This is a genomic window from Nannocystis pusilla (assembly GCF_020073745.1).
Classification (GTDB): domain Bacteria; phylum Myxococcota_A; class Polyangia; order Nannocystales; family Nannocystaceae; genus Nannocystis; species Nannocystis radixulma.
Map to the genome: position 1 here is coordinate 177,079 of NZ_JAIRAU010000031.1, position 12,679 is coordinate 189,757.

At 72.8% G+C, this 12,679-nt stretch carries 10 protein-coding genes; 2 read left to right on the forward strand and 8 right to left on the reverse strand.

The window, feature by feature from the left end; genetic code table 11:
• Positions 1-63: 63 nt before the first annotated feature.
• Positions 64-957 (reverse strand): carbon-nitrogen hydrolase, encoded by an 894-nt coding sequence (locus tag K7C98_RS24840; RefSeq protein ID WP_224194241.1) that lies wholly within the window; start codon positions 955-957, stop codon positions 64-66.
• Positions 958-1,038: 81 nt separating this feature from the next.
• Between K7C98_RS24840 and K7C98_RS24845 the strand changes: the two genes are divergently transcribed.
• Positions 1,039-2,289 (forward strand): DUF2330 domain-containing protein, encoded by a 1,251-nt coding sequence (locus K7C98_RS24845; RefSeq protein ID WP_224194242.1) that lies wholly within the window; start codon positions 1,039-1,041, stop codon positions 2,287-2,289.
• Positions 2,290-2,378: 89 nt separating this feature from the next.
• Here K7C98_RS24845 and K7C98_RS24850 read toward each other — a convergent pair whose 3' ends face one another.
• Entirely contained in the window at positions 2,379-6,539 is a 4,161-nt protein-coding gene (locus tag K7C98_RS24850) for a TOMM system kinase/cyclase fusion protein (RefSeq protein ID WP_224194243.1), read from the reverse strand.
• 324 nt (positions 6,540-6,863) lie between these two features.
• Here K7C98_RS24850 and K7C98_RS24855 point away from each other — a divergent pair, with 324 nt between their 5' ends.
• On the forward strand, positions 6,864-7,523 hold the full coding sequence (locus tag K7C98_RS24855; protein WP_224194244.1) for a carbonic anhydrase family protein: 660 nt from the start codon (positions 6,864-6,866) through the stop codon (positions 7,521-7,523).
• 48 nt (positions 7,524-7,571) lie between these two features.
• Here the strand turns inward: K7C98_RS24855 and cfa are convergent, their stop codons facing one another.
• The 6 genes from cfa to K7C98_RS24885 all read right to left on the reverse strand — a co-directional run bounded on the left by cfa (position 7,572) and on the right by K7C98_RS24885 (position 12,606).
• Complete coding sequence (gene cfa, locus K7C98_RS24860; protein ID WP_224194245.1) at positions 7,572-8,705, reverse strand: cyclopropane fatty acyl phospholipid synthase; 1,134 nt, start codon at positions 8,703-8,705, stop codon at positions 7,572-7,574.
• A gap of 4 nt (positions 8,706-8,709) precedes the next feature.
• The gene (locus tag K7C98_RS24865) at positions 8,710-9,468 is read right to left on the reverse strand and encodes an enoyl-CoA hydratase/isomerase family protein (RefSeq protein WP_224194246.1); all 759 of its coding nucleotides are present in this window, start codon (positions 9,466-9,468) and stop codon (positions 8,710-8,712) included.
• An 8-nt stretch (positions 9,469-9,476) separates the two neighbouring features.
• Complete coding sequence (locus tag K7C98_RS24870; RefSeq protein ID WP_224194247.1) at positions 9,477-10,346, reverse strand: acyl-CoA desaturase; 870 nt, start codon at positions 10,344-10,346, stop codon at positions 9,477-9,479.
• Between the two features lie 7 nt (positions 10,347-10,353).
• Positions 10,354-11,145, reverse strand: coding sequence for a fatty acid desaturase (locus tag K7C98_RS24875; RefSeq protein ID WP_224194248.1), 792 nt, complete (start codon positions 11,143-11,145; stop codon positions 10,354-10,356).
• Positions 11,146-11,294: 149 nt separating this feature from the next.
• Positions 11,295-12,152, reverse strand: a complete 858-nt coding sequence (locus K7C98_RS24880) for an HTTM domain-containing protein (protein WP_224194249.1) — start codon at positions 12,150-12,152, stop codon at positions 11,295-11,297.
• Positions 12,139-12,606: a hypothetical protein gene (locus K7C98_RS24885; RefSeq protein ID WP_224194250.1), complete on the reverse strand. Its 468-nt coding sequence runs from the start codon at positions 12,604-12,606 to the stop codon at positions 12,139-12,141. The genes K7C98_RS24880 and K7C98_RS24885 overlap by 14 nt, the downstream gene beginning before the upstream one ends.
• Between the last annotated feature and the right edge of the window lie 73 nt (positions 12,607-12,679).

The following is a 12,679-nucleotide window of genomic DNA, read 5'->3' on the forward strand; positions in this document are numbered from 1 at the left end:
CCGACGTCCGAAGGGGCATGCCCTTTCGGACATGCCCCTTCGGCCAGGACCGTTCAGCCAGCCTCAGTCGCGGAAGCGCCGCGTCAGCTCGGCGTAGGCGTCGATCCGGCGGTCGCGCAGGAACGGCCAGATCCGGCGCACCTGCTCGCTGCGGCCGCGGTCGACCTCGACGACCACGACCTCGGGCGACTCGCCGGCCTGGGCCAGGAACTCGCCCTGCGGCCCGGCGACGAAGCTGTGGCCCCAGAACTGCAGCCCGGGGTTGATGCCGCTCGGGTCGGGCTCGTGGCCGACGCGGTTGCACACCACCACCGGCAGGCCGTTGGCGACCGCGTGGCCGCGCTGCACGGTGATCCAGGCCTCGCGCTGGCGCATGCGCTCGTCCTCGGCGTCGCGCATGTCCCAGCCGATCGCGGTGGGGTAGAGCAGTAGCTCGGCGCCCGCGAGCGCCATCATGCGCGCGCCTTCGGGGTACCACTGGTCCCAGCACACCAGCACGCCGAGCTTGCCGACCGACGTCTCGATCGGGTCGAAGCCGAGGTCGCCGGGCGTGAAGTAGAACTTCTCGTAGTAGGCCGGGTCGTCGGGGATGTGCATCTTGCGGTACTTGCCGGCGATGCTGCCGTCCTTCTCGAGCACGACCGCGGTGTTGTGGTAGAGCCCGACCGCGCGGCGCTCGAACAGCGAGGCCACGATCACCACCCCGAGCTCCTTCGCCAGCGCCGCCAGCTCGTTCGACGTCGGGCCGGGGATCGCCTCGGCCTGGTCGAACACCGCCGTGTCCTCGGTCTGGCAGAAGTACAGCCCCGCGTGCAGCTCCTGCAGCAGCACCAGCTCGGCGCCGCGGCCCGCCGCCTCGCGGATGCCGGCCACCGTGGTGCGGAGGTTGTGCTCGCGGTCACCGGTGTTCTGCTGCTGCACCAGCCCGATCGTCCAGGTCGCCTTGCGCGTGGTCATGACGCGCCTCTATACGGCAGCCGGCTGCCTGGCGCCAGCCTTTGTGCGCGAGCGCGCGCCGACTCGTGGCATGCTCCCGGCATGTCCTCGCTTCCCTTACGGCCCCCCGCCCGCGCCTCCGTGGTCATCCTCACCGCCCTGGCCGCCACCCTCGCTCGCCCCGCGCCCGCGTCCGCCTGCGGCGGCATGGTCTTCCCCGAGCACGAGCAGCGCGTCGGCGGCATGAGCGACCAGGAGCTCGCCGTCGTGTTCGGCGCCGACAAGACCATCCTCGTCGCCTCCGCCCGCTACGAGGCCGTCGACGCGCCCGAGTTCGCGTTCGTGCTGCCCCTCGCCAGCGCCCCCGCCGAGGTGCTCGACGGCGACCCGTCGCTGTTCCTCGCGCTCGAGCACCACAGCGCCCCGCGCATCGGCATCTTCCAGGAGAGCGACGACCGCCTGGGCTTCTGCGGCAGCAGCGACAAGGCCGGCGGCAGCAACAGCCTCGGCGACGGCATGGGCGGCGGCGGCGACGTCATGGTGATCGACCGCGGCGAGACTGCGACCTACGAGTACGTCGTGATCGGCGGCGACACCGGCACCGCGATCGCCGACTGGCTGAGCGACGCCGGCTACCCGCTGCCCGCCGACTACGCCGCCGCGCTCGAGCCCTACGTCGCCGACGACTGGTACTTCTTCGCCGCCAGGGTCAAGCCCGCGGCCGACAGCGGCGTGCTGGCGCCGATCGAGCTCCACCTCCCGCCGGCCACGCCGGAGACGTTCGAGATCCCGCTCGCGCTGGCGACCCACTCGATGAAGCCCGACGCGGCGCTGCGGCTCACCACCTACTTCCTCGCCGGCGGCCCGGTGCTGACCGCCAACTATTCGGCGCAGGCGGTCGACGCCGACGAGCTCGTCGCGCTGTCCGAGTCCGAGACCAACTACGACGAGCTCGAGGACGCGGTCCTCGCCAGCGACCCCGACGGCACGTGGGTCATCGACTACGCCAACGACATCCACCTCGACGACCTCCGCTACGCCTACGAGGACGGCCTCGCCTGGGGCCGCATCGACCCCGACGAGGGCGACCCCGCATACCTCGACGACCTCGCCGCCCGGATCGGCGCCGACGCGCTCCACCTCACCCGCCTGCGCACCGAGCTGAAGAAGGACCAGGTCCGCGACCTCACCCTGCGCGCCGCCTCCGGCCCGCCGGTCTACAACTTCCACAGCGTCGAGTACGACCCCGACGCCGGCCAGGGCTGCGCCGTCGACCGCAGCGGCCGCCTGCCGCAGCTCCTGCTGCTCGTGCCGGTGCTGGCGTGGATCCGCCGCCGGCCCCGCCGCGCCTGAACGTGAGGACATGCCTGCACAGCCATGCCCGTGCAGGCATGTCCTCGAAGGCATGTCCGCCCGGACATGCCCCCTATTAACGATATCACTCAGCCCAGCTGCTCGAGCAGCGCCCGCGCCTCGCGCAGGTCGGCGGTCTCGAGCCCCTCGGTGAACCACTCGTACACGCTCGAGACCAGCTCGCGGGCCTCGCCGTTGCTGCCGCGCAGGATCAGCAGGCGGGCGTGGCTGAGCGCCAGGCGCAGCTCCCACGCGCGCGCCTGCTGGCGGCGGGCGACCTCGAGGCCGCGGCGGAAGCAGTCCTCGGCGGTGCGCGTGCCCGACGTCATCCCGGTCGACAGCAGCAGCTCGCCGCGCAGGCGCAGCACCTCGGCCTCGAAGAAGCGCTCGCCCGAGCGGCGCATGAACTCCTCGACCTCGTCGACCTTGCGGATCGCCTCGTCGTGGCGACCGGCGCGCCACAGGCCCCAGATCAGCGCCGCCTGGAAGAACGAGATGCCGGCCTGGGCCCCGGTCCGGGTCCACTTGGCCACGCCCTCGGCGAGCTCGCTCGCCCCGGCGTCGCGCAGGCCGACCCCGAGCTGGGCCCAGCCGCGCTGGATCTGGCACATCGCCAGCCACAGCTGCAGCTTGTGCTCGGTCGCCACCCGCTCGGCCCGGTCGGCCAGGTCGCGGGCGACGTCGAACTCGCCGCGGTAGTTGTGGATCGTCGCCAGGTAGTTCATCGCGAACGCGATGCTGAGCGGGTGCTCGATCTCGTGGGCCAGGCGCAGCGCCTCGCGGGCGCGCTGGACCGCCTGGTCGGGGTAGCCGAGGAACCACAGCACCCACGCGAGGTACAGCCCATTGGTCACGCCAGGGTCCTGGCCGTAGCGCAGGGCCAGCGCCCCGTGCTCCTGGCGGTCGTACAGCGCGAGGCCCTTCTCGGTCAGCTCGCGGCAGCCGGCGATCTCGCCGAGCAGCATCTGGCTGGTCCCGAGCGCGCGGTAGGCCAGCATCAGCATCGTGCGGTTGTCGGTGGTCTCGGCCTGCGCCACCAGCTGGCGCCCGAGGTTGGCCGAGATCTCGGCCGCGCCGCCGACCATGTAGAACTGCCACAGCCCGAGCACCGACGGGAACAGCTGCGCGTCGTCGCCGGCGCGGCGGCACAGCTCGCGCGCGCGGGCGTAGGTGTCGTGGACCTCGGGCGCCGCGTAGCCGCGGGTCGCCATCATCGGCGCGCCGAGGGCCAGCTGCAGGGCCAGCTCCTTGCGGTCGCGCGCGTCGCCCTCGGGCCGGGCGCGCAGCAGCGCGATCGCCCGCGAGTAGTGCGACACCGCGTCGGTGTTGGCCGAGCGCTTCACCGCCTTCTGCCCGGCCTTCTCGAGCCACTCGAGCGCGCGCTCGTGGTCGCCGGCCTCGACGAAGTGGTGCGCCAGCAGCTCCGGCTGCAGCTCGGCGAGCTCGGGGAATTGACCGAGGATCGCCCGCGTCGCCTGCTGGTGCAGGTACTGCCGCCGCGGCCGCAGCAGCGAGCCGAGCGCCGCCTCCTGGATCAGCGCGTGGCGGAACACGTAGCGGGCCGCCTGCTCGTTGCCCTCGACGCGGACGATGCCGGCCTCGACCAGCTGCATCAGCCCGGTGCGCAGCGTCTCGTCGTCGCGGTCGCTCGCGTGGCGCAGCAGCGCGTACGGGAAGTCGCGCCCGAGCACCGCCCCGAGCTGCGCCACCTCGCGGCCGGCCTCCTGCAGGCGATCGAGGCGCGCCAGCAGCAGCTCCTGCAGCGTCGCCGGGATCGCCGCCAGCGCCGACCGGGCCGCCCGGGCCTGCGACTCCTGCTGCTCGCGCTGCCACACCTCCGCCGCCGTCTGCGTGATCTCCTCGACGAACAGCGGGATGCCGTCGGCGCGGGCGATCAGCTGCTGCACCAACTCCTCCGGCAACGCCTGCCCGCGGGCCGCCAGCGCCACCATCTCCGCCGTCTGGCCCGGCGACAGCCGGCGCAGCGCCAGGCGGTGCAGGTGCGGCCGCGCCGGCCAGTTGGGCGCGAACTCGGGCCGCGCCGTCGCCAGCACCATCAGCGGCGCCTCGGCCATGCGCGCCACCAGCAGCTCGAGCAGCTCGAGCGTGCTCTGGTCGCTCCAGTGCAGGTCCTCGACCACCAGCAGCGTCGGCCGCTGGGCCGCCAGCGCCAGCAGCGTGCGGATCAACGCCTCCTGCACCCGGTTCTTCAGCAGGTCGGGGCTGAGCTGCGGCGCCGCGTAGCGCTCGTTCAGCGGGATCGACAGCACCGCCGCGAACAGCGGCACGTACTCCGCCAGCGGCACGCGCAGCCCGGCCAGCGCCGCCTCCACGCGCCCCAGGCGATCGGCCGCCGGCGTCTCCGGCTCGATGTCCATCGACCGCATCGCCGCCTCGAGCAACGGGTGCAGCGCGCTGTTGCGGAACTGCGGCCAGCACTGGCACACCAGCCGCTGGTGGGCCTCGCCGGCCGTGTACGCGCGCAGCGTCTGCACCAGCCGCGACTTGCCGATGCCCGCCTCGCCCGCCAGCTTCACGAACTGCCCGCGGCCCTCGCGGACCTGGGCCCACAGCCCGCGCAGCGCGTCGATCTCGGCCTCGCGCCCGACCAGCGGCGTGAGCGCCTGCGCCGCGCGGTCGAAGCGGCTGACCGTGCGGCTCGGCCGCAGCGCCCGCAGCACCTCGACCGGCCGCCCGCCGCCCGCCGGTCGCCGCTCCCCGCGCGGCTCGACCTCGATCGTCCCGCGGACCAGCGCCCGCGCCCGCCCGCTGATCAGGATCTCGTGCGGTGCCGCCTGTCCTTCGAGCCATGTCGCGACGTGCGGCAACTCGCCGAGCAGCCGCGGCGCCGCCTCGTGCTCGCGCTTGTCCGCGACCACCGATCCGCTGCAGATCCCGATCCGCGCCGCCAGGCCCGCCCCGTCCTTGCCGGTCAGCCCGCGGGTCGAGTCGACGATGAGGAACCCGGCCCGCAGCGCCCGCTCCGCGTCGTCTTCGTGGGCCGCGGGCCAGCCGAAGCACACCAGCGCGTGCCCGCCGTGGGCCGTCACCACCGCGCCGTCGAGCTGGCGGGCCACCGTCGCGCAGATGTCCAGGAAGCCGTCCAGCAGATCGGCGTAGCCGTCGGCGTCGACCTGCTCGGCCAGCGCCAGCACGTCGACCAGCGAGCACGACATCAGCGTCACCTGGCGGCGCTCGACCGCGCGGCGGGCCCGGGGTCGCTCGGCCGGCTCGTCGCCGGCCCGCAGCGGCCGCGCCAGCGCCAGCTCGAGCCCGACCAGCGCGTCGAGCAGCTCCTCCGCCGTGCCGAAGCGCCGCGCCAGGTCCTTCGCCAGCGCGCGCGCGGCCACGTCCTCCGCCAGCTCCGGCAGCTCCGGGCGGAACGAGCGCAGCGGCGGCGCCGGCGTGTCCGCCAGCACGTTCGCGCGCACCTCCGACAGGTGGTCGCGCCAGAACGGCGAGCGTCCGCTGAGCATCTCGAACAGCATCACGCCGACCGCCCACAGGTCCGTGCGCCCGTCCTGGTCCTCGCCGCGCCACTGCTCCGGCGACATGTAGCGCGGCGTGCCCGACAGCGGCGACGTCTGGCTGTCGTCGCGGCCGGCGACCACGCTGGCGAGCCCGAAGTCGACGATCTTCGCCCGCCCGTCGCGCGTCACGAACACGTTGGCCGGCTTGAGGTCGCGGTGCACGATGTTGGCCCGGTGCGCGTGCGACAGCCCGCGGGCGATGTCGATGAGCACCTGGACCACGCGAGCCGCGTCGAGCGGCCCCTCGGCCAGCACCGCGTCGAGCGGTCGGCCCTCGAGGTACTCCATCACCAGGAACGGCACCCCGCTGGCGCTGCCGAGGTCGAACACGCGGACGATATTCTCGTGGCTGAGCCGCGCGCTCGCCCGGGCCTCGGCGCGGAAGCGTTCGACCAGCTCGTGCCCGTTCTCGTCGGTCGGCGCCTGCAGGATGAACTTGATCGCCACCGGCCGGTCGAGCAGCGTGTCGCGCGCCAGGTAGACCACGCCCATCCCGCCGGCCCCGAGGCGCTCGAGCAGCTCGAAGCGCTGCCCGTCGTCGCCGCCCATGCGGTCGCCCTTCTTCGCCAGCGGCAAGAACCCCGGCTTCTCGCCGGCCCCGTGGAGGATCGTCGTCTCCTCCGCGTCCGACAGCATCTCCGCCGAGCCGCCGCTCCAGCGCGTCACCATCTGCCCGAGGAGCGTCCCTTCCAGAGCCGACGGCGAGATGGTTTCCTTCACATCCCGCTTCTATCACGAGGGCGTCGCCGCGATCGCGCACGGTCTGCATGGGGGTACGCGGCATCGTTCGCGCGCGGGCGATATCGCCCTGGCGGTCCGCCGCGCTCTACCGTGACGAATACGACGAAGCAGGGTCACGACATTGATTGCTCACAGGGCGCCGCGCCCCGGTGCAGCCAATCACCGTTCCTCACCCCGCTCCGGCCCGCTCGAGTTCGCCCTGTTCCGTTCCCGCCCGCGGCCGTCCCCCGGCGCACGCGGCCTGCCTCGTGGCCTCGCACGCGGCGCTTGCCGAGCCGCCGAGGCGCGCTATCCGGACCGGTCATGCCAGCACCCGTCGTCACTCCGCAGCGCACCCAGCAGTCGCCGATCAAACTCCAGACCCTGAAGAGCTATTACGCGCCCGAGCTCAAGCCGATCGATTTTCAATACACCAAGGTCAGCGGCGTGCTCGAGGGCGAGGAGTTCGTGCTCGACCGCGCGGGCCCCGGCTGCCGCGTCGTGTTCGACGGCATGGAGTGCCCGCTGCGCAAGCTCCACTACCACGCCCCCGGCGAGCACCGCATCGACGGCGTGACCGCCGACCTCGAGCTGCACCTCGTGCACGAGATCCCCGAGTACCCCGACGAGTACCCCTCGGCCTACCTGATCGTCGCCGTCATGCTCACGCCCAAGGCCGCCAAGGCCGCCCCGGCGCAGGCCCTGGGCCCGTGGCTGCGCCATCACTTCGACGCCAGGGCCGGCGGGGCCCGCCAGACCTACGAGGTCGACCCCTCGATCTACCTGCCCACCGAGCGCGCCTACTTCCGCTACGAGGGCTCGCGGACCACCGGCGACAACGAGGAGTACGTCACGTGGATCGTCCTGCGCTCGCCCCAGAACATCGAGGGACCCGGCCCGCTCAAGCTCGACCCCGAGGCGAGCCGCATCGTCCAGCCGCTGATGCGCCGCTACGTCCTGCGAAACTTCGCCCTGATCGCCTGACCCGCGGCGCCCTTCGGTTCGGCGGAAAACGCCCTCGACGCGGAGTCCTCAGCGGATCGATCGATACCCGCCGCGGACCCCCCGCTTCGACAGCGCGATCTGCCACAACTGATTGCGACAGCCGGCGCGGAACGAGCCGGCCATCGTCTGCAGGTAATAGCTCCACATCCGGCGGAACCGCGTCGGCATCGCCGACCCGCGCGACTCGGCGTGGCGCATGAAGTTCGCGTGCCAGGCCATGATCGTCGGGTCGTAGTCGGCGCGGAGGTTGTGCCAGTCCTCGATCACGAACAGCCCGCGCACCGCCTCGCTGATGTCGGCCGTGGCCGGCAGCGCCCCGTTGGGGAAGATGTGGCGATTGAGCCACGCGTCGGTGCGGCCGTGCTCGTTGCCGATCGTGTGCAGGAGGAGCAGGCCGTCGTCGCGCAGCAGGCGGTGGGCCGTCGCGAAGAACGCGCGGTAGTTGCGGTGGCCGACGTGCTCGAACATCCCCACGCTGGCGATCTTGTCGAACGGCCCCAGCGCCGCGACCCTGCGGTCGCGCCAGTCGAGCGTGTGGTAGTCGCCGCCGTGGCCCTCGTCGTGTTCGGCCGCCCAGTCGCGCTGCGGCGCCGACACCGTGATCCCGACCGCCCGCGCCCCTCGCGTGGCGATCGCGTGGCGCACCAGCCCGCCCCAGCCGCAGCCGATGTCGAGCAGCTTCTCACCTGTCCCGAGGTACAGCTTGGCGCACACCAGCTCGAACTTGGCCCGCTGGGCCGCGTCGAGGTCGGCGGCCGCCTTCCAGTAGGCGCACGAGTACGCCATCGTCGGCCCGAGCATCGCCGCGAACAGCTCGGTGTCGAGGTCGTAGTGGACCTCGGCCACCTGGCTCGAGCGCCCGATCGTCTGCAGGTTGAGCAGCCGCGACGCCGTCGCCAGCGCCGCCGTGCGCCAGTCGAGCACCTGCTCGTCGCCGCTGGTCGCCAGCACCCGCGCCGTCAATTCGTCGATCGCCGCGCAGTCCCACCAGCCGTCCATGTAGCTGTCGCCGAGCGCCAGCGAGCCGCCGAGCGCCACGCGCCGCCAGAACCGCGGGTCGTGCACGTGGATGTCCCATGGGTCAGGTCCGCCCACGCGCGCCCCGGCGCGCCCCAGCGCCCGCACGACCGCCCGCTGCGCCGCGCTGTCGAGGCTGCCCACGCCGTCAGTCTCGCCTCTTCAGCGCCGCCAGCGCGGCCGCCTGGGCGCGCACGCTGTCGGGGTTCATCACCACCTGCATCGCCATGCGGTCGAGCTCCGGGTGGGCGGCGATCGCCGCGATCGTCGGCTGCTGCAGCGCCTGCTTGCTGGCCGCGTAGGCCGACGCGCTGTCGACCCCGATCCGCCGCGCCTCGACCAGCGCCTCGCCCAGCAGGTGCTCCGGCGCGACCACGCGGTGGAGGATCCCCAGCCGCTGCGCCGCCGGGACGTCGTAGACCTGGCCCGACAGCGTCATCTCGGCGGTCGCCGGCGTGCCGATCGCGTAGCGCACCATCTCGATATACGTCCACGGCATCGGGATCCCGACCGGCACCTCGTTGATGGCGAAGCGCGCTCGCCCGAGCGTCCCGAGCCGCACGTCGCACGCGAGCGCCAGGATCAGCCCGCCCGCGAACGCGTTGCCGTTGAGCGCCGCGACCGTGCGCCGCGGCAGCGCGAACACCCGCAGCAGGCTGCCGCGGAAGCGGTCGAACCAGCCCTGCAGCTCGTCCATGTCGTTGCGGGCGAACCGCGGGAACACGTCCTCGAAGTCGAGCCCGGCCGAGAACGTCTTGCCCTCGGCCGTCAGCACCAGCGGCAGCGCCGGGTGGTCGCGCTCGACGACGTCGAACGCCTCGTGCAGGTCGTCGAAGAACGCCGGGTTCATGCGGTTGACCGGGTTCGAGCGCATCGTCACGACCACGGCGCCCTCGCTGCGTTCCACGCTCCACTTCATAGGATCGACTCCCCGTGCTCGTCGCTCGCGCCGGATGTCCCTTGCGACAGGTTGGCCGGCGTCTTCAGGTCCCACACCAGCCCGAGCGCGGCCCACAGCCGCAGCACGTACCAGCCGACGTCGAGCTCCCACCACACGTGGCCCTGGCGGGCCGACGACGAGAAGCGGTGGTGATTGTTGTGGAACTCCCCGAGCGCCAGCACCCCGAGCGGCCAGTGGTTGCGGCTCAGGTCGGCGCATTCGTAGCGGCGGTAGCCGCCCCACGCGTGGCTGAACGACTGCACCCAGTGCGTGATCTCCCAGATCAGCACCGTCGGCAGCAGCCCGCCCCACAGCACGCCCTCCCACCCGCGGAACCACCACAGCCCGGCGCAGAGCGCCGCGAACGGCACGAAGTGCCAGGTGTCGAGCCAGCGCAATTCGGGGTAGCGCGCCAGGTCGGGGATCGCCTCGTGGTGGGTCACGCGATTGCGGCGATCGAGGAACCACAGGTAATGTGAATAGAAGAAGCCCTGGAAATGCGGCGAGTGCAGGTCGCGGCTGGTGTCGGCGTTGCGGTGGTGGCGGCGGTGCGTCTCGGCCCACCAGATCACCCCGCCCTGCAGCGTCGTGCTGCCGAGCAGCGCCAGCGCCAGCTGGAACCACCGCGACGTCTTGAACGCCCGGTGGGCGAAGTAGCGGTGGAACCCGACCGTCAGGGCGAACATCCGCGCCGCGAAGCAGCCGGCGAACAGCGCGAACGTCGACCACGACAGCCCCGTCCACACCACCCCGAGGCACAGCGCGTGCACCAGCAGGTAGAACACCGCCGCCGACCACGACAGCTGCGACAGCGGCAGCGAGCCCTTGGTGTGCCCCGTGTGCATCCCCGCCTCAGCCCCCCGCGACCTCCAGCGACGCCGCCTCGACCGGTCGCACCGCCGGCAGCGGCGCCCCCGGCCGCCACTTGCGGTCGTACACGTACAGCTCGCGCGCCAGCCCGAACGCCGCCAGCGTGCGGATGAGCGCCCAGCCGACGTCGAACTCCCACCAGCGGGTCGAGAACTTGGCCGAGCGCGGGAACCGGTGGTGGTTGTTGTGCAGCTCCTCGCCCGCGATCACCAGCGCCAGCGGCGTCACGTTGCGGCTCGAGTCGCGGGTCTCGTGATTGCGGTAGCCCGCGTGGTGCCCGAGCCCGTTGATCACCCCGGCGCACAGCGGCATCCACATCAGCTGCAGCACGAACCCGAGCAGCCCCAGCCCCGGGCCCAGCAGCCCGACGTAGATCGCGGCCAGCAGCGCCAGCCCGAGGTTGCTGCGGCCCTCGTAGAGGTTGCGCTCGATCCAGTCGTCCGGGCAATCGTGGCCGAACCGCTGCAGCGTGGACGGGTTCGTGCTCTCGCGGAAGTAATAGCGGTACCCGGCGAAGAAGATCGCCGCGATCCCGTGGACCACCGGCGAGTGCGGGTCGCCCTCGCGGTCGACGTGCGCGTGGTGCTTGCGATGGACCGCCACCCACGCGCGCACCCGCGTGCCCGTGGTCAGGAAGATGAGGAAGCGGAACACGTGCGCCGGCGCCGGATGCAGCGCCACGGCCCGGTGCGCCAGCGCGCGGTGGGCGTAGACGCTGATGCTGATGTTGGCCAGCCAGCCGAACCCGACGCAGAGAAGGAGGACCTCGAGCACCGCGCAGATCCTTTATCAGGCGCCGCCCGGGCCGTCAACGCCGGCAAAACCGTCGCCACGCCCGCGTCCGCCGTGCAGGACTTGCGACGTCCCTCGCCCCGGACATGTCCGTGCAAACATGCCCGTTCGAGCATGACCGATCGAACACATCATTCGTCCGCCCCCGGGGCGAGTCGGGCGACCACCCGGTGCACCGCCGCCGGCTCGATCGCCGCCAGGTACAGCAGCACCATCGTCGCCGAGAACGTCGCCACCGGCAGCAGCACGTACAGCCCGGCGTGGAACGCCACCCCGAGCGGGAGCAGGCGCCGGTGCCAGCGGGGTCGCCATACCCCGATCGCCAGCCCGAACTCGAGCGCGACCACGGTCACCGCCGCCGTCGCCGAGGCGATCGTCAGAGCTGTCCCGAGAGGCAGGTCCGATCCGAAGTAGTAGAAGCCGGCGATCTGCTCGAGCCGTGCCCCGCCGAGGAACCCCGGCTCGCACTTGTCGATCGCGCTCCACAGGTAGACCGCCGACAGCTGCGCCGTCATCAGCCGCAGCCCCAGCAGCGGCCCGCGCTCGGCCGGCGCCGGCGTCCTGCACCGCTGCGCCCGCCTCAGCGCCCGCCGGCGATCGACCGACAGCGACCGCCCGCACGGCGTCAGCGCGCACAGCACCGTCGCCGACATCAGCAAGAAGTGGTGGTGGTGGATCCACTCCGTGCGGCCGCCTGCCGCCCCGAGCGCGAAGTACATCGTCGCCACCACCAGCGCCGCCGTCGCCGTCGCCGCGCGCGTCCACAGCCCGACCAGCATCAGCCCCGTCGCCGCGAAGAAGCCCGCCGACAGCGCCAGCGCGGGCGCCCCGGTGGCGTGGACGAACACCATGTCCGCGCCCCAGCGGGCCCACAGCAGCAGCGCGAGGCCGATCCGGATCAGCGCCATCGGCACCGTCGAGCCCTCGGCGGCGGCCCACGCGACCAGGCGATCGATCGCCCGCAGCGGCTGCGCGTCACCGGTCTTCATGGCCTCGCGGTCGCGCCCCCGCCACCGGCGGTCGTGGGGGCAGCGGCTGGCACAGGTCGTGTTCGCCGGCGTGCAGCGGCACCCAGCCGGCCATCGTGGCGATGCTGGCCCGCGCCCGCAGGTCGACCGGCCCGAGGCGCTTGCACAGCTCGCCGGCCACGCGCACGAGCCCCGCCTCGCCCTGCATCGAGCGCACCCACCGCGGCGCCGCGGCGCGATCGGGGCGCCCCAGGGCCGCGTAGCGATCGATCGCCGCCTCGCGCCCGTCGGCGCCGCGGACCGCGAACTCCGCGACCACCAGCCCGACGCCGACCTCGTTGAACAGCTCCCAGTCGCGCACGAAGCGGCTGCGCAGCCCGAACACCTGGCGGTACGCCGGCATCAGGAACAGCAACGCCGCGACCACGACGAACACGATCGCTCGCGCCCGGGCCCGCCTCGCCGTCGTCGTCATTGGTTCGACCCTAACAAATTCCGCGACTTCCCCGGGCGAGCCGACGGCTCGCCCGGTCGCCGGCCACCGTCTT